Source organism: Chloroflexus sp., assembly GCF_034435895.1.
Lineage (GTDB): Bacteria > Chloroflexota > Chloroflexia > Chloroflexales > Chloroflexaceae > Chloroflexus.
The window spans coordinates 1-18,241 of sequence record NZ_DAOTWH010000029.1 but is presented as its reverse complement, the minus strand read 5'-3'; the positions used below and the strand labels follow the sequence as shown (position 1 = coordinate 18,241).

11 protein-coding genes and 1 tRNA gene are annotated in these 18,241 nt (G+C 60.0%); 3 read left to right on the top strand and 9 right to left on the bottom strand.

Going from position 1 to position 18,241, the window contains the following annotated elements; translation table 11 throughout:
* From U9R81_RS01680 to U9R81_RS01670, 3 genes are all read right to left on the bottom strand, one after another.
* Positions 1-960, bottom strand: a 960-nt coding sequence (locus U9R81_RS01680; protein WP_322493808.1) for a serine/threonine-protein kinase, incomplete at its 3' end; no start/stop codon positions are given.
* A 61-nt stretch (positions 961-1,021) separates the two neighbouring features.
* A complete protein-coding gene (locus U9R81_RS01675; protein ID WP_322493807.1) occupies positions 1,022-1,873 on the bottom strand; it encodes a lamin tail domain-containing protein in 852 nt (283 codons plus the stop codon).
* 56 nt (positions 1,874-1,929) lie between these two features.
* The gene (locus tag U9R81_RS01670) at positions 1,930-4,422 is read right to left on the bottom strand and encodes a mannose-1-phosphate guanyltransferase (protein ID WP_322493806.1); all 2,493 of its coding nucleotides are present in this window, start codon (positions 4,420-4,422) and stop codon (positions 1,930-1,932) included.
* A 158-nt stretch (positions 4,423-4,580) separates the two neighbouring features.
* On the opposite strand from U9R81_RS01670, the gene U9R81_RS01665 reads away from it, so the two are divergent.
* Positions 4,581-4,664, top strand: a tRNA-Leu gene (locus U9R81_RS01665).
* A 16-nt stretch (positions 4,665-4,680) separates the two neighbouring features.
* On the opposite strand, the gene U9R81_RS01660 is transcribed toward U9R81_RS01665, so the two are convergent.
* From U9R81_RS01660 to U9R81_RS01645, 4 genes are all read right to left on the bottom strand, one after another.
* Positions 4,681-6,327, bottom strand: coding sequence for a S1 RNA-binding domain-containing protein (locus U9R81_RS01660; RefSeq protein ID WP_322493805.1), 1,647 nt, complete (start codon positions 6,325-6,327; stop codon positions 4,681-4,683).
* Positions 6,324-7,832 carry an acyl-CoA synthetase gene (locus tag U9R81_RS01655; RefSeq protein WP_322493804.1) on the bottom strand — a complete coding sequence of 503 codons (1,509 nt, stop codon included), beginning with the start codon at positions 7,830-7,832 and terminating at the stop codon, positions 6,324-6,326. Before U9R81_RS01655 ends, U9R81_RS01660 begins: the two co-directional genes overlap by 4 nt.
* Before the next feature lie 307 nt (positions 7,833-8,139).
* Positions 8,140-12,030, bottom strand: a complete 3,891-nt coding sequence (locus U9R81_RS01650; RefSeq protein ID WP_322493803.1) for a pyruvate, phosphate dikinase — start codon at positions 12,028-12,030, stop codon at positions 8,140-8,142.
* A gap of 290 nt (positions 12,031-12,320) precedes the next feature.
* Positions 12,321-13,160, bottom strand: coding sequence for a pyruvate, water dikinase regulatory protein (locus tag U9R81_RS01645; RefSeq protein WP_322493802.1), 840 nt, complete (start codon positions 13,158-13,160; stop codon positions 12,321-12,323).
* Positions 13,161-13,277: 117 nt separating this feature from the next.
* On the opposite strand from U9R81_RS01645, the gene U9R81_RS01640 reads away from it, so the two are divergent.
* Positions 13,278-14,639 carry an alpha/beta fold hydrolase gene (locus tag U9R81_RS01640; RefSeq protein WP_322493801.1) on the top strand — a complete coding sequence of 454 codons (1,362 nt, stop codon included), beginning with the start codon at positions 13,278-13,280 and terminating at the stop codon, positions 14,637-14,639.
* A gap of 95 nt (positions 14,640-14,734) precedes the next feature.
* Positions 14,735-15,145: a DUF3054 domain-containing protein gene (locus tag U9R81_RS01635; RefSeq protein WP_322493800.1), complete on the top strand. Its 411-nt coding sequence runs from the start codon at positions 14,735-14,737 to the stop codon at positions 15,143-15,145.
* 149 nt (positions 15,146-15,294) lie between these two features.
* Here the strand turns inward: U9R81_RS01635 and U9R81_RS01630 are convergent, their stop codons facing one another.
* The gene (locus U9R81_RS01630) at positions 15,295-16,218 is read right to left on the bottom strand and encodes an NAD-dependent epimerase/dehydratase family protein (RefSeq protein ID WP_322493799.1); all 924 of its coding nucleotides are present in this window, start codon (positions 16,216-16,218) and stop codon (positions 15,295-15,297) included.
* A 232-nt stretch (positions 16,219-16,450) separates the two neighbouring features.
* Positions 16,451-18,049 (bottom strand): malate synthase A, encoded by a 1,599-nt coding sequence (aceB, locus tag U9R81_RS01625; protein WP_322493798.1) that lies wholly within the window; start codon positions 18,047-18,049, stop codon positions 16,451-16,453.
* Positions 18,050-18,241 lie beyond the last annotated feature (192 nt).

Below are 18,241 nucleotides of genomic sequence, written 5' to 3'. Positions count from 1 at the left end.
CGGTGTGCCATAGGCCGGCGGCGGGGTGCCCGTTCGTGCAGGGCTAGGCCAGTTGGGCGTACCACTCGCTGCTGCCGGCATTCCCCGCTGCGGCGTCAGCGGGCGGCTCAGGTCATGCTCGCTCATCCCAACCGCTTGCCGGAGCGCTGCCACCATTTCTGCCGCCGAAGCAAACCGCGCTTCCGGCTTGCGGGCCAGCGCGCGCATAATCACATCTTCCACTGCGGGCGGCAGATCGCCACGCACGTCACGTGGCGGAATCGGCGCATGCACAAGGCGCGCGGCCAGCATCGCCATCGGCGTTTCGGCTTTGAAGGGAAAAGCCCCGGTCAAGAGTTCGTAAAGCATCACCCCCAGCGCGTAAATATCGGTAGCTGGCCCCACATTCGGCAACCCTTGCGCCTGTTCAGGCGACATATATTCGGGCGTGCCCATCACCGTGCCGGCTATGGTCAGACCGCCGGTACTGCTACCAGTGCCACGCGCCAAGCCGAAGTCGGTGAGGTAGATCCAGCCGTCATCGGTAATCATCACGTTCGAGGGCTTAATATCGCGGTGAATAATCCCTTGCCGGTGGGCGTAATCGAGCGCCTCTCCCACCTGTGCCAGAATCTGCGCCGCGCGGTTGACGGGCAACGCACCCTCTTGCTCAAGCAGTTGCTTAAGCGTTCGCCCCTTAATAAACTTCATCGCGATGTAATGATAGCCGGCCACTTCACCGACCTCATAGATCGGCATAATATGCGGATGTTCAAGCCGGGCCGCGCTGCGCGCCTCTTGGCGAAAGCGAGCGATATAACTCTGATCGCTAGTTAGGCTCGGCGGCAGAATCTTCAGCGCCACGATCCGATCAAGATCAGTCTGGCGCGCTCTATAAGCGACCGCCATACCGCCGCGTCCCAACTCCGAGAGAATCTCAAACCGGCCGATGGTCTGGCCAACTAGTGACACGTCGCTCATAAGTATCGCTCGCTAGCGGGGTGAACGGTGCTACCCGCATTTTTTTTCACTACACCCAACATTATGCCCCGGCTGCATAGGTATAACGACTGATCAGGTTGCCATTTGCATCTCGCAAGATGGCAGTATCGCCGGTATTATTCCAAATTGGCCGGCGCGATCCCCAATAGAGGTTATTGGCATCGTTGACGCCAGCCTTCGTCCACAATTTCACTTCGGCGCCGCCGACTAAGGTAAAAGCTGGGAAGGTATAGCTGTGTTTCGACCCTTCGTCAATCAGCATCCACCCCGTGAGATCAATTGGTTCGTGGGAAGCGTTGGTAATCACTACAAATTCACCCTCAAGATCATTGCCGGGCGGATCGTACTCAATGTAGGTAATGCTTACATTGGGCGGTTCAGCCACTAGCCGTTCAATGTCAATGATCGACTTGGACACCTCATCGGTCAATAGCTCGGCTACATCTTCTTCGATGGGTTCTTCGTCAATGGTTGGTTCCAGCGTGATCGTCACCGGCAGGCGCTCCTCAACTGGCGCAGCGGTTTCAGTTTCTACCTCTGTTGGCGCAATCGTCATCGCAACGTGCTGGGTGGTGGCTGATTCGACCACGGCCTCTTCCGGGGTAATGATCACCGTCAGATGCTGTGCTGGTTCCGGTTGGCGACGGCGGGCTGGTGGTGTCTCGTCAATCCAGCGCTTAATCTCGTGTTCGGCGATGCGGGCGAAATCACCGGGCAGGCTAGCAAAGCCGTGACTCAGCTCGTAGAGCGCGCGTTCCATGTGGGTGCGGCTTTGGGCAGGCAGCAGGCCAAGCGGCAGCCGCAAGAGACCGTACCCAAACCGGCCAATTCGAACGGTGGTCGTCTCGATCGCGTCGTAAAGCGGATCATTGTTCCTTGAGCGGGTAGACATCGCACCCTCCTCGCATACGGCCAAGCTAGCGGTCGCCAATCGATCGGTGTTATTCGTTATTGTAAACTCGTCACTAAACCAGCGTACTTTTCGGTCAAGACCCGGGCTTGCTCTTCGCTGCTGCCCTCGGCGATGACGTGGAAGAACGGCCCGTCGGGATCGGGCAAAATCAATACCCATTCCTGCCCCAGCTCGATCTTGATGCCATCGATCTGCTCGCCGTGGCGTTCGTGGTACTGCTGGTTGAGAATGCGCATCACCTTGCCTTTGCTTTCCCAGCGGCAGGGGACGCGCGTCTGCCAGAGGTAATAGGGCGGCAAATCAGCCAGCACCTCGCTGAGGGTAGTTTGATTCAGGGTGAGCAGCTCCATCAGGCGGGCAATAGCGAAGATCCCATCGGCGACGGGGTAGAAGTGGGGGAAGATATAGTTGCCGGTGCCATCGCCAAGCAACAATAGATCGGGCCGTTCGGCGGCCAAATTCATGAGCGCGCCGAGATTTGCGCGGGTGCGAATGATGCTGCCGCCATAACGGGCGGCGATCTGTTCGAAGGCGCGGGGGGCGGTGACCGGCACGGCCACAATGCCGCCGCCGTGGACGCGCATCACCAGTGCGGTCATCGCAGCCAGTGCGCGCAACCCATGCAGCCGTTGGCCATGATCATCGATGAGAAAGATCTTTTCGCCGCCGGGGTCAAGGCGCACGCCGAATTGCGCGCCGACAACTGGCGTAATCTTGGTAAGCCGGGTCATCGCCGCCTCAAAGTCAGCGCTGGTCTGAAACACCATCCGCTCATCGAGGTTCACATTCAGCTCAACCGCATCTGCCCGCATACGGCGTAAAATCTCGGTCATCACCGTGCTGGCGCTGGTGTTCGCATAGTCGATGACGATCGGAAAGCCTTTGCCAAACGCGGCTTCTTGGCCAAGCGCGCGCATAAAGGCGGTGCGGTAGCGCTCTTCGACATCTTCGCCGTAGAAGATGCGGCCAATCTCATCGAGGTAGGCGCGCCGGTAATCTTCGCGGAAGAAGGTGCTCTCGATCTTGCGTTCGGTGGCGCTGTTGATATCTAGACCAAGATGGTTAAAGAACTTAATCTCGGCGACGCGATTATCAAACGGCGAGATCCGCACATGCACGCCGCCGGCAGCGCCGCTGGCGTGGGTGTAATAGCGGGCGAGCGGGATTGGCACATTGCGCAGATCGCAGACATTAACCCCTGCCGAAGGTAAACCGGCGACAATTGCCCGCTTGAGCATGCGCGGCGTAAAGTGCGCATCGCGATTAATAGTGACGGTTGCGCCGCGGGGCAAGGTTGCGCCGTAGGCTGCCCCCAGCCGGGCACACATCTCAGGAGTGATCTCGATATTGACTAGCCCGGTGATGCCATAGCGGCCAAACAGCACGCGCCGGCCTTGATTGCCCCAGATAATGCTTGAGGTGACGGTGGCACCTTCATCGACCTCTTTGGAAGGCCAAATCTTGACATTAGGCTGCACAACCGCGCCGGCGCCGATCTGCACCCCATCGCCGATCACGGCTCCCTCGAAGATCATCGCCCGCGAGCGAATATTGCACTGGCGCAACACAATAGCGCCGCGCAGTTCGGCCCGTTCGCCGATGTACGAATTGCGCCAAATGATCGAGCGATCGATATTTGCCCGCGAGTCAACGATCGTATAATCACGGATCACCGACGGCCCGTGAATGATCACGCCACCCTTAATCTTGGCGCCATGGCCAAGATAGATTGGCCCGTGCAATTGGGCGTCAGGCGCGATTTCGGCGTCGCGGTCAACCCAGACATCGCCGCCGATATTGTGGCCGATCCGCGGCAGATTAACCTTGCCCGCCAGATAATCGCCGCAGGCGCGCATATACTCTTCAATCGTCCCCACATCCGTCCAGTAGCCGTTGGCGATATAGCCGTGCAGCCGGTCGCCGCGGTGGAGCATGCGCGGAAAGACATCTTTCGACCAGTCGGTGACGCGACCGCGCTCGATGTAGCTAAAGATGTCGGGGTTGAAGACGTAGATACCGGTGTTGACCGTATCGGAAAAGACTTCGCCCCAGCTCGGCTTTTCGAGCAACTGGCGAATGCGACCTTGCTCATCGGTAATGATCACCCCGTAGTCAAGCGGGTTGGCGACGCGAGTTAAGGTGACGGTGGCCGTGGCGCCAGAGGCAATATGATGCTCGATGATTTGAGTCAGGTTGAAATCGGTCAGGGCATCGCCAGAGATGACGAGGAACGGCTCGGTCAGCAGATGTTCGGCATTCTTGACACTCCCGGCGGTGCCGAGCGGCACCTCTTCGAGCGAGTAGGTAATATTCACGCCGTAGGCGCTGCCGTCGCCGTAGTAGTCTTGGATTACGTTGGCGAGATACTGCACCGTAATGATAATATCGGTGATTCCGTGCAGTTTGAGCAACTCAATAATATGCTGCATCACCGGTCGATCGACCAGCGATACCATCGGCTTCGGGCGATTAATCGTGAGCGGTCGCAGGCGAGTGCCCTCGCCGCCGGCCATCACAACGGCTTTCATGGCGGCTCCTGCTGGCTGTCGATACCGCGACGACGGTGCTACGCGGCGGAGGGGCGTCATTCCACAATGATGCTGCCTTGACCCCTTTAGTATATCATGTCACGAACCTGCCCGGCAACCGCTTGCCGGCAGCGCTATCTCGTGCTATACTCACCAGCGGGGACGTGGCGGAATGGCAGACGCGCATGACTTAGGATCATGTGCCGCAAGGCGTGTGGGTTCAACTCCCATCGTCCCCACCACTGCTCCCGCACATTACTAATGTGCGGCTTTTTGTTGCAATCCGTCGCGCAATCGCAGTGCGATCCGTCGCCGTTCGAGATCAATGTTCAGGATGGTGGCGCTGACCCGGCAGCCAAGCGGAAATCGTTCGCGCAACGGTCGCGGATCGGGTGGAATCTGGCTGGTATGGGCCAATCCCTGCACGCCGGGGAAGATCTCAATAAAGACGCCGAAACCGGTGATCCCGGCGACTGTGCCGTTGACTTGCATCCCCACGGCAAGTTGTTGGGTGATATGAGGCCACGGATCGGGCGTGAGATGGCGGATGCTTAGGTTGACGCGCATCCGTGTCTCGTCGATGCCGGTGACGGCAGCCCGCACCGTTTGGCCGGGGTGAAGGGCGGTGCGCGCATCGCTAATCCAGCCCCAGTCAATGTCACGCACATGGACAAACCCCTCGACCCCGCCGAGATCAATGACTGCGCCGTAGCTGAGCACGCGTATGACGACGCCTTCCACCACGCTGGGAACGGTAAAACTCGCCATGCGTTGCCGGCGCTGCTGTAAGCGTTCGTAGCACGATGGCGGCAAGGGGAGTTCGAGGGGCGGTTCGGGATCGTGTGCCGGCAATACGGGGGGACACGCGGCGAGGACTGCCGCACAGCGGGCGGCGTAGCTGCGCAGCTCGGCGCTCGGATCACTCTCGGCAATCTGTTCGATCAGCGGTAGACTTTCCCGATCCTGCCATTCCGCCAAGACCTGCATCACTTTCATCAACACTGGCCGGCGATTAGGCGCCGAGCGTTGCAACAAGGCCCGCAGTTCGGGGAGCGCGGCGCGATAGTTTGCCATGTGTAAGAAGCGAATCACCTCGTGTAAGAGGTGGCTGCCGTCTTCATTGAGCAGGGGGGCGATGGCTGGCGCTGCTTCCACCGCTTGGAGCTGGATCAGTGTGTGCACGGCTAAGGTGCGTAGGCCAACGACATAACGGGCGATCTTGACCAGCAGCGGCACGGCGGTGCGGGCGCGCAAGCGGGCGAGTGCTTGCATGGCCACGCTCGCTGCCCGGCTAGGAATGCGCGGTTGGGCGTCGTGCCACGCGGTGATGCAATCTTCCAACAAACGCATCAAGCCGGGCACGGTCGCCGGAGCGTGGAGGATGCCGGCAGCTTCGGCGGCGGCGATACGGATGGTGAGATACGGGCTATTGAGAAAGTTGGGCAGCGCTACCGCAAGCGTAGTGTCGCCAAGCCGGGCGAGCGCAACAATCGCCGCTGCCACAATCGGCGGTTCGGGGTCGTCGAGACAGGCCGAGATCTGAGCGCGGGCCACATTGATCTGGCGCCGGCCTAATGTGCGGATCGCGGCGGCGGCCACAAATGGTTTAGGATCATCAATCGCGGCCAGTAGCGCATCAATAACCGTTGCCTTCAGCGGTTTACTGCTGTAGCCAATCGCTTCCGCTGCAACTTCACGCACCGTGGCCCGGCGATGGTTGAGCGCCAGCAAGGCCAGTTCCGGATCAACGTCTATCCTCACCAACCGGCTGGCAGCGCGCGCCCGCACGAGTTGGTCACGCGAATGGATCGCGCGTGCTAGCTCTTCGAGCTGATCGGTGATTAATTCGCTCAGGCGTTCACGGTCAAGCTCCGGATCGCCTTCGTAGTCGTCGAGATCGCTCATAGCCCTTCCCCGGCGACGGGTGGATCGGTTGCCAGTAAGTGACGTTGCACTTTGCCGAGCGCATTGCGGGGCAATGCCGAAACAAAGCGAATTGCGCGCGGGCGTTTGTAGGCGGCGAGATTGGCGCGGCAATGGTCGATCAACGCGGTAGCAGTGACGGTTGCATCCGGTTTGATGACGACGGCAGCAACCGGCACTTCGCCGAGATCGGGATCGGGTTGGCCATACACGGCGCATTCGGCCACGGCGGGATGCTGTGCTAACACCTCCTCGACTTCGCGGGGGTAGATGTTGTAGCCGCCGCTGATGATCAAGTCGCGGCTGCGTCCGGTGATGTGGAAGTAACCATCGGCGTCAACGAAGCCGAGATCGCCGGTGTTGAACCAACCGTCAGTGGTAAAGGCTGCCGCCGTCGCTGCCGGGTTGCGCCAGTAGCCTTGGAAGAGGTGCGGCCCGCGCACCTGAATCTCGCCGATCTGCCCAACCGGTAACGGCTGGCGGGTTTCGCGATCGACAATGCGCGCTTCTTGGCCGGGGAATGGCATACCCACGCTGCCGGGCCGCCGTTCGCCGTCGTAGGGGTTGGTCAGGTTCATGCCGGTCTCGGTCATCCCGTACCGTTCGAGAATAGGCTGGCCAAAGAGGGCGGCAACATCGGCGAAGGTTTGCGGGCTGAGCGGGGCTGACCCCGATACAAAGAGCCGCACATGGTGCGGTGGCACACCGTGCCGGCGGGCCGCTTCAACCAATCGCACATACATTGTCGGCACGCCAAAAAAGAGCGTGATCGCTGGATCGGCCAACCGTTGTAAGGCCATCTCAGCATCAAACCGGGGATGCAATTCGAGACTGGCTCCGCTGCGGATGGCGCCATGCACGCCGACACCTAACCCATGCACGTGAAAGAGCGGCAGCATCAAGAGCAAACGATCGCGATCCGTCCAGCGCCATGCGGTGATGATGGCGTCACAGTTGGCGGCCAGACTGGCGTGGGTATGCACGGCCCCTTTCGCGCGCCCGGTGGTGCCTGAGGTATAGGCAATCAACGCCATCTCAGCGGGATCGGGTGGCGTGCAGACGGTGAAATCGGCTGGCGGCGCGCCGAAGACGGTGGCGTCCGGTTTGATCAGGCGGGGTAGCGTTGCCGGCATTGCTTCGCGTAACCACGCCTCATTCTCATCCGTCGCCACTACGATTGCCGGTTCCGAATCGGCCAGCAAGTGGCTCAGCTCGGCGTGGCGGTACTGCGGATTCACCAGCACCACTGCGGCACCGGCTAATTGCGCGCCAAAATAGGCCGCAACGAACGCTGGAGTATTGGGCAGCGCCAGCGCCACCCGATCGCCACGGGTAAGACCGAGAGACTGCAATCGCGTTGCCCACCCGGCAGCGGCGGCGGCGAGCGCTGGGTAAGAGTATGGTTGCCCGTCAACAATGAGGCAGGGTCGCTCAGGTTCGGCAGTGGCGCGACGCAGGAGGGTAGCAACGATTGGCAATGGCGGCATCAGAGACCTCATTATCTCGATCAGGCGGATTCCGGTCAGCGGGACGGTGACTCGCCGCAATCAGGGTCACACCTACCATAATGCGGGTCGCAGACCCGCATCCACCGGAACCGGCACGTATGCAGTGCATATGATTTCAGGCCGTTACTGGTGATTTCATTGGCTTTGGGAGAGCTGTTGCCTTACAACGGTGCTCCCCGATTGGTCACATGTATCGTTATTGTCTTGAATTATACCGACACAAAGAGAGACGGTGCATCGCACCGTCTCCACTGTTGGTTACAAGATCGCGACGAACGGCTACCGGCTACTTATCGCGCTTGGCTTCGCCGAGCGCTGCCTGCGCGGCGGCAAGGCGCGCGATCGGCACCCGATACGGCGAACAACTGACGTAGTTGAGGCCAACCCGGTGGAAGAACTCGACGCTAGCCGGATCGCCGCCGTGCTCACCACAGATGCCGACCTTAAGGTTCGAGCGAGTCGAGCGACCGCGCTCGGTACCGATCTGCACCAACTGGCCAACACCGCGCTGGTCGATGGTCTGGAACGGATCGTCGGGAATCAGCTTCTTCTCGACGTAGGCCGGCAAGAAGCGGCCCGAGTCATCGCGTGAGAGACCCAGCGTGGTTTGGGTGAGGTCATTGGTGCCGAAGCTGAAGAACTCGGCCACCTGCGCGATCTCGTCGGCGACCAGCGCCGCGCGCGGCAGCTCGATCATCGTACCGACGAGATACGGCACTTCAACCCCGCTTGCGGCGAAGACCTCGGCGGCTACCCGCCGGACGATCTCTTCTTGCAGCTTCAGCTCGCTGATAAAGCCGACCAATGGGATCATCACTTCGGGATGGACATCGATGCCCTCAGACTTCACCTTGACTGCGGCCTTAAAGATAGCGCGGGCCTGCATCTCGGTGATTTCGGGGTAGAGGATGCCCAACCGGCAACCGCGGAAACCGAGCATCGGGTTCGCTTCGCGCAAGCTCTCGACGCGCGCCTTGATCTTGCGCGGATTGACGCCGAGCTTAGCCGCTAGCGCCTCGATCTCGTGGTCGTCGTGAGGCAAGAACTCGTGCAGCGGCGGGTCGAGGGTGCGGATGGTCACTGGCAAGCCGGCCATCTCGCGGAACAAGCCCTCGAAGTCACCCTGTTGTAGCGGCTCGATCTTGGCAAGCGCGGCGCGCCGCTCCTCCACCGTATCGGCGAGGATCATCTCGCGCATCGCGTCGATCCGGTCGCCTTCAAAGAACATGTGCTCGGTGCGGCAGAGACCGATGCCTTCGGCGCCAAACTGGCGAGCAACTCGCGCATCGCGTGGAATATCGGCATTGGCGCGCACGCCGAGCTGGCGGAACTCATCGGCCCATTCCATCAAGATCGCGAAATCACCTGACAACTCCGGTTCGACAGTCGGCATCTTGCCGGCAAAGACCTCGCCGCTGCCGCCATCGAGCGTAATCCAATCACCCTTGCGGATCGTTGTGCCGTTGACGGTCATAAGCTGGTCGGCGTAGCTGATGCGCAGATCGCCGGCGCCGGCCACGCAGGGCTTGCCCATACCGCGCGCCACGACTGCGGCGTGCGAGTTCGAGATCAGCACCGGTGTCATCCGGCTCGAGAAAACGATGTAGTTCTTATCGATCTCATCGGCGGTATCAACCTCGAAGTTGTAGACCAGCGTTGGCTCGGCAGCGCCAACTGCACGCGCGCGGAACGAGCGCAGCGGCGCATCGAGCAGCGCCGCTACTTCGCGGGCGACAGCGCCGGTGCAGAGCGGCAACAGATCACGCCGGATCTTCTCAACCCCAAACATAATGTTGCGCTTCACCGCCTCGCGCACCCGGCCCATATAGTTCACCGATTCTTGCACATCGGCGAACATGGCCCGCATGCTCAAGCACTTATTCTCGTAACGGCGCGGCGGCAGCTCGGCATGCACCCGTTCGGTGAAGGCCAGAATCTCTTCTACCTGCTCGGTAATCTGGATGACATAATTCTCGCGGTTGTTGACAATTTGCGGCACGATGCCCAACCGCAGACAGGCTAGCGCCAACCCGTCAAGCAGATCGTGCTTGCTGCTCGATACGCTAATCTGCAAGCGCACTGGGATCGACTCCTCGGCATAGGTGCCGTCGCCATCGACAAAGCCGGCAAGGAAGTGGAGCAAAGCAGTGCGGTCGAGGCTCAGCACCCAATCCACCAGATGATCGCGGATCTCGGCGAGGCAGACAGCCGGTTCGCGGCGGAAGCTAATGCGGTCTTCGACTGTACCGCGGATAACGCGGCCATCCATCTCACCGTGAGAGGTGCGCTCGCGCAGATAGGTAAACGGCACGCCAAACGCTTCCTCGAAGCGGCGCTCAACCGCCGCGATGAAATCGGCTTGTTCCGGCGTCGCCTTCTGCACGAACGTGACCGAACCTTTGGTGTCGCGCAAATTGATCGACCCATCCGAAAGGATCGCACCGGCAACATAAGCCAACGCCGGGCTCGTGACCGTCTCGCTGAGCGCCGGGATTTGATCGACCACAGTCAAGAAATCCTCATCGGCCAGCACAGCGTCAAGGCGCTTCTTCACCAACTGGCGATTGTGGATCACATACATCTTATGATCGGCGGTCAAGCGCAGTTGGTTATCGTCAGCGCGACCCGTTTGTGAGAGCGTGATCGGAATGACCTCAGCCGGACGGCGTCCGGCTGCGATGATCTGCCGCCACACCGGGCGCAGCGTGTGGCTGTCGAATGAGAGAATGCGCAGCGCGGCACCCTGCTCGATCAAGGCAAACGCTGCTTCAGCCGTCAACAAGCCGCGATCGGTTAAGATGCGCGTCTCAGGCGCAACGCACGTCATCCCCCCGCGCGCGGTCAAAATCGCCTGTGCCGCCACCATGCCGTGGAAATCTTCGGGAGCAGTCTCGACGCGCACCAAGATCACCTTCTCGCCGGTCTTGGCCAGCTCTTCGGCCTCGTCGGGATCAAAGACGGCCTTGCCAGAGGCGGCGCCGGGCGAAGCGGGCAAGCCAGTGGTTAGGGGTTGGGCTTGCTTGCGCGCTTCGGGGTCAATCATCGGGTGGAGCAACTGGTCGAGCGCGTGCGGGTCAACTCGCTGTACCGCCGTCGCCTTATCAATCAACCCTTCGCGCACCATATCGACCGCGATCTTGACTGCTGCCGCGCCAGTGCGCTTGCCAGTGCGGGTCTGCAACATCCACAACTTGCCGCGCTCGATGGTGAACTCGACATCTTGCATGTCTTTGTAGTGCCGTTCGAGCTGCTTGGCAATCTCGTGGAATTGGGCATAGACTTCGGGCATCTCTTCAGCCAGCTTGCTGATCGGTTGCGGGGTGCGAATGCCGGCCACTACGTCTTCGCCTTGAGCATTGACCAGATACTCGCCGAAGATTTCGGGTGCGCCGGTGCTGGGGTTGCGAGTAAAGGCCACGCCAGTCGCCGAATCGTTGCCCATATTGCCGAAGACCATCGCCTGTACGTTGACGGCGGTGCCCAGATTGTCGGGAATCTTGTTCACGCGGCGGTAATCAACCGCGCGCTTCCCATTCCACGAACGGAAGACGGCGGCGATCGCCTCACGCAACTGCTCGAAGGGGTCTTCGGGGAACTCAACCCCGACATCTTCCTTAATAATCGCCTTGAACTTCTCGGCCAGCGCGAGCAGTTCCTCGGTGGTCAAGTCAGTGTCTTGGCGCTGGCCGTGGCCTTTGGCCTCGTCCATCTCGTGCTCGAAGCGGTCGCCATCAACCCCAAGCACGATCTTGCCAAAGAGCTGGACAAAGCGGCGGTAAGCGTCGGCGGCAAAGCGGGGATTATCGGTCAGGCGGGCCAACCCTTCCAGCGTCTGCTTGTTGAGGCCAAGGTTGAGCACCGTATCCATCATGCCGGGCATTGAGAACTTCGCTCCCGAACGTACCGATACGAGCAACGGATTGTTCGGATCGCCGAAGGTCTTGCCAGTTTGAGCTTCGATATCCTTCAACCCTTCTAGCACCTGCTCCCACATTCCTTCTGGGAATTGCTGGCCACTTTCGTAATAGGCGTTACAGGCTTCAGTGGTGATCGTAAACCCGGGCGGCACCGGCACGCCGGTGCGAGTCATCTCGGCCACACCCGCTCCCTTTCCGCCAAGGAGATCGCGCATCGAAGCATTTCCTTCGCGGAAGAGGTAAACCCACTTCTTAGACATAACCTGTTTCCTCCTTGAACAAGGCGGCTTGAGACAATACCGTTACGCGCCTTAGCGCGCGAATGCGCTAACGGCGGGAATGATCACAATTGGACACGGTGATCCAACCGGTCGCTGCCAGCCCTGAGAGCATATGATTAAACTTGCACCTCATTGGCCCCATCGCACATCATTGTATTGAACTGATATAAGCATGAACAATAGTAGATAGCGCAACTATACTGCGCCGTCTCACAACTGTCAAAAGCAGTGTCCTGCTCCACTGCAGTGCAGGGCAACTGCTGTTGACCCTACCCCGGCGCACTAAACCGGCGCGAAATCAGGGCAATAATCTCATCGGCGCTTTCTTCGATCGACTTATCGGTTACATTGAGCGACGTCCAACCATGTTGGCGGAAGATCCGGCGCGCCCATTCCACCTCGTCGATGGCGGCGTCAAGGTTGGTATAACTGCCGCCGAGATTAATGCCCATCCGCCGTTGGCGCCAACGCCGGCGAGCGGTAATCTGTTCGGCTTCGACAACCAGTCCAATCACCCGACGGGGATCAACTCGGAACAATTCTTCGGGCAACGGCACTTCGCGCACCAACGGCACATTGGCGACTTTCCATCCCAACACTGCCAGATACATGCTAAGCGGCGTTTTGCCAACCCGTGAAATGCCAACCAGCACAATATCGGCATGGCTCAGCTCGCGCGGTTTGTTGCCATCGTCATGGGCAACGGTGTACTCAATCGCTTCCAGCCGCTCGAAATAGGTCGAACGGCGGGCTTGATACAATCCCGGCTTGCCCAGCGGCTCTTTTTGCAACACCGTAGCCAAGCGCGACAAGACGCTCCCTACGAGATCGATCTCGGCGACACCCATCTCGCGCGCCAGCCGCATCAATTCACGGCGCAGGGTTGGCTCCATCAACGTATGCAAGATGGTGCCGTTCTGCTGCGCGGCCTGAGCGACGACTTCAGCAATCTGTTCCGGGTTGCGCACATTCGGCACAATGATTAACGGCACTTCCGCCCCCTCAAACTGCGAGAGCGTCAAGCGCGCCACCTGTTCACCGACCGCGCCAGCGCCGCCGGAGACGATGTAGAGGGGTGGGGCAGGATAGGAATGAGGCAATTCGTTCATTCGCAAACGTTCTGTAATACACGATGCGCCTGTGATCAGGCACAATACCTATAGACGTTACCAGCCGTATGATGGTATGATACCACACGAAACCGATGGCTCGCGGCGGATAATGCTATGGAAGTCTTTTCAATCGATGGCGCGAAGATCCATGCGCTTGATACCGGGCCGCGCTATGCCCAACTCGCAGTGCTGATCCACGGTTGGTCGAGTTCGTCGTTTGCAATGTCGCCGCTCATTCCACTGCTCAGCCGGCGCTTTCGCTGCGTGGCGATTGATCTGCCCGGCTACGGCGAGTCGCCGCCGTTGCGCGAACGAGCGACGATTGGGCGCTATGCTCAGATTGTTGGTCACCTGATCACCGGGCTGAGTGATCATCCAGCGGTGCTTGTTGGCCACTCGATGGGGGGGATGATCAGCGCAACGCTGGCCCTGCAAATCCCGCAATTGGTTGATCGCATGGTATTGCTCTGTCCCACTATTTCGGGCCGGCTATCGTTCTGGATAAATACCTTCGTCTCGCCAATCACCATGCTCGAGCGCTTCCCGATCTTTAGTCGCTTGCTCTCACTGCTTGAGCCATCAATGCTGTACGTGACCGATAGCCTGATGAAACCGGCCTCATTCGCCGAACGGTCGGCGATTAGCGAAGCCGATTATTTGCGATTGCGCGCTGATGCGCGCCGGCCCGGCCAAGGGCGGGTGCGAGCCGAATGTTTTGTCGCGATGCGCCATCAAGACCTTAGCGGGCGCTTGCGCGAACTGTCGACGCCGGCGCTGGTGATTTGGGGAGCTGAAGATAACACCGTGCCGCTCCGCGATGCTGGCGTCGTCGCTGACGAATGGTGCAATGCCGACCTGCGAATTGTGCCGAAGGCTGGACACTGGCCGCATTTCGAGACGCCTGAGGTCACGATGCGGTATATTGCCAGTTACCTTGGCTTGCCCTCGCTGGTTAGCCAACCGGATGTCTTGGTGCAGCCGGCGGAAGTGACGGCGCAGGTGGCTGAATTTCTGGCTAATTCCCAGATCGGGAGCGGTCTTAACCTTGCTCAGCGCACCCGGCTAGCGGCGCACCTCGAACGGCGACGCTACCCTCCCGGTGCATTGGTGGATCGCACGAACCAAGAATCGACCGATCTCTATCTGGTGCAGGATGGTTCGTTAGAGGTTTGGAGCCCGTCGATCAATGATGATCCGGATAGCCAGCGCCTGCTCACCACGGTGGTCGTTGGTCAAATTACCGGTGAGATGTCATTGCTCGATGGTGGCCGGCGCAGTGCCGATCTGCGCGCCGGTGAAGAGGGGGTCACAATCTTGGCGTTGCGCCGCGAGCGGTTGCGCGCGCTGGCCGAGGATGACCCGGCGTTGGGGAACGCGGTCTTGTGGAATATTGCTAGCGTGCTGGCGTTGCGCTTGCGCTTGGCGAACTGGCAACAGCAGGGTTTGGCGCGCGAATTGCAGGCGCTTAAGCGTTAAAGTTTAGACCTTTCAAACGTAAAGGCGCAACGGATATAATAAGGTTTGAGGGATTATACGGACTCGCTGCTTTGTAATCAAGAGCGATACACGTTATGGAAACAACAAATCGTCACGTAATGACGGGATCTTGGCCACAACTCGCCATCTTGCTTGGCGGCGACGCGATGGTATTTGTGGCGTTCGCCCTGCTAGGGCGCAGTTCGCACGGCTTGGCTGATGAAAACCCGCTGGTGGCCGCAGTGCGGGTCGCGTTGCCCTTCTTTATCGGCTGGCTGCTGGTGGCGCCGTGGTTTGGCGTGTTTCGTCCGCAACCGTCGTTGCGGATGGCCGGCTTATCGCTTGGAGCTTGGTTGATTGCCTTGCCGATCGGGTTTGGCTTGCGCTGGCTGCAGCTCGGTCGTTCCAGCCCGTTTAGCTTTGCGCTGGTGACCTTTCTGACCGTAGCGGCGTTGTTGCTGATCTGGCGCGGTGCGTATAGTTGGTGGCTGGCGCGGCGTGGGTAGGATATTGCGGTTCTATGGAATGCGGCAGTATCACTGCCGCATCTGTAAGGGGTGGCCACAGTGCGACGTTCTGGAATGCGGCAGTATCACTGCCGCATTCCCTTCAACAACGACTGTAGTGCCGGGACGGTGAGTACACTGCTCTACTCTCATGCGCCAATCGCCAACTCGAGCGGCAGCCGCTCATCGATCCAGTAGCGCAAACTGGGATAGCGCAGCTCAATGCCCAGATCGTGGCGCATACGAGCATTGCTCAACCGAACCGATGAGGTCAAGGCGCCAACGACCGAGCGGTCGAGGCCGGCGCGCAAGCCAACGTTGGGATCGAACGTGCGCGGTGGCAGCATACCGAGCCGGCGGCGCACCTCGCTGACAATCTCGATTAAGCGGAGCGGTTCATCGTCGCCGACGTTGTAAATGGCGCCGATCTGACCAACTTCGGGGGCGCGGATCAGCACTTCCAGCGCATCATCAATGTGAATATGCGGCACAAAGTTGCGCCCGCTGCCATAAATTGTCAACTGGCCGCTGGCAATCGCCTCAAGCGGATCGCGGTCAGGGCCATACACCGTGGCCATGCGTAAAATCATTGCTGGGAAGCGGTAAGCGCGCACTGCTTGCAAGATGGTCTGCTCGGCGGCGGCAAGGATTGTGCCGAGGGGATACGAGGGCGCGATAGGGCTGTCTTCATCCACCCAGTGCTCGCCGTGATCGCCATACGGGGCGACGTTAGAGGCCCAAATGTAGGTGCGCACTGTGCGCGCGCGCACAGACATCGCGATCAGATGCTGATTGCCATCGACGTAGAGAGAACGGAGCAGCGCCGAACCATCGATGGGCATACGGTTGGTGAGGTTATAGACCACCTCAATCTCATCGGTGACGCCATCAATGGTTTCAGGGCGGGTGAGATCGCCGATCCAGACCGCCATACCGCGAGCGGCGAGACGTTCAACCACCGGATCTTCGGCGCTATAGACAAGACCGCGCACACGGTGGCCAGCAGCGAGGAGCCGCGCGGCCAGTCGCGAGCCGATGTATCCCGCTGCGCCGGCAATCAGATAATTCGTCATAGGTCACCTCGTCGTGTGGGGGCGGGTGACTGCCCTGACACCGCCCGACTGTTAAAGCAGGCTGCACATCGGCGAAAGCGGTGCTTGTCTGTGTAAGTGCAGCAGGTTACTGCTCATTGTAACACCCTCTAGGTGGAGTTGCCAGCGGAAATTTACCTGACAAACGGTGGGCAAATGGTGAATAGGGGGCGACGCATCCGTCGCCCCCTCCAGCATTGCCTCCCATTCAAGATTACGGAATCCGTTCGTAGGCTGGCAAGGTCAAAAATTCAACGAAATTAGGATCGGTCGTGATCTCATCAAACAGCTCGGCGGCCTCTTCGTAACGGCCATCGTCGTAAGCCGGCCCCAGAATCTCGCGCACTTTGGCCAGCTCTTCGGGCAACATCTGGCGGAAGAGTTCAACCGTCACCTTGCGGCCATCGTTGAGCACGCCCTTCGGACTGCGGATCCACTGCCAGATCTGGGCGCGCGAAATCTCGGCGGTGGCGGCATCTTCCATCAGATTAAACACGGGCACGCAGCCGTTGCCGGCCAGCCATGCGCCGAGGTACTGGATACCGACGTTGATATTCAACCGCATCCCCTGCTCGGTGATCGGTTCGCTGGGGCCGAACGCGAGCAGGTCGGCGGCGGTGACTTGCACATCGTCGCGCTGGCGGCTAATCTGGTTGGGGGTCGGCATCAGGCGGTCGAAGACCTCCATCGCCACTGGCACTAGACCGGGGTGAGCCACCCATGTGCCATCGTGGCCGTCATTCGCTTCCCGCTCCTTATCGGCGCGCACCTTGGCCAGCGCCGCTTCGTTAGCGACCGGGTCATTCTTGATCGGAATCTGCGCCGCCATGCCACCCATCGCATGCGCGCCGCGGCGGTGGCAGGTCTTGATCGCCAGCAACGAGTACGAACGCATAAAGTGAGTTGTCATCGTCACCAGCGCCCGATCAGCAAGGCAGAAGTTGGGATCGTTGCGGAACTTCTTAATGCACGAGAAAATATAGTCCCACCGTCCGCAGTTGAGGCCGGCTGAGTGCTCGCGCAGTTCGTAGAGGATTTCATCCATCTCAAATGCGGCGAGAATCGTCTCGATCAGCACGGTAGCCTTGATCGTCCCGCGCGGAATGCCACGCCGCTCTTGCGCCAGCACAAAGATGTCATTCCACAACCGCGCCTCGAGGTGGCTCTCCATCTTAGGCAGGTAGAAGTACGGGCCGCCTTGCACGTCGATCGCAGTTTGGGCATTGTGGAAGAAATAGAGGCCAAAATCGAAGATCGACCCCGACATCGGCTCGCCGTCAATTAGCACATGCTTCTCGTTGAGATGCCAGCCGCGCGGGCGCACGAACAAGATGGCGGGATTGGCGTTGAGGGCGTAGTATTTGCCTTCGGGGCTGGTATAGGTAATCGTGCGGCGGAGCGCATCGCGCAGATTGATCTGGCCTTCGATCTGATTTTGCCACGTGGGGGTATTGGCGTCCTCGAAGTCGGCCATAAAGACCTTCGCGCCCGAATTGAGAGCATTAATAACCATTTTGCGGTCAACCGGCCCGGTAATCTCGACCCGGCGGTCGTTGAGCTGGGGCGGGAAGGGTGCGATCGTCCAGTCGCTCTCGCGGATGTGGGCGGTTTCGGGCAGAAAATCAGGCCGTTCACCGGCATCGAGCGCGCGCTGGCGCTCGGTGCGGCGGGCCAGCAGCTCAAGCCGGCGCGCGTTAAAGCGGCGATGCAGAGTCGCGAGAAATTCCAGCGCTTCCGTGGTCAGAATCTCGGCATATTCGGGTGTGATCGGGGCGGTGATCGTCACTCCGGCAGGGAGTTGGGCGGCGGTCATGCAACCCTCCTTTCATCATGCGGAAACAATTTCCGTGAACTATTATACCAGAAAAGCGGCTGTGGGCTGTCAACTCTGCGGTAAAACATCCGCTGCGCCTTTGTCTTACGCCCTCACCTCCGGCCCCCGCTCCCACCTGACGGCGGGCGAGGGGGAGCCGCAGGGGTTACGCGACAGGGATCGTAGAGCGGG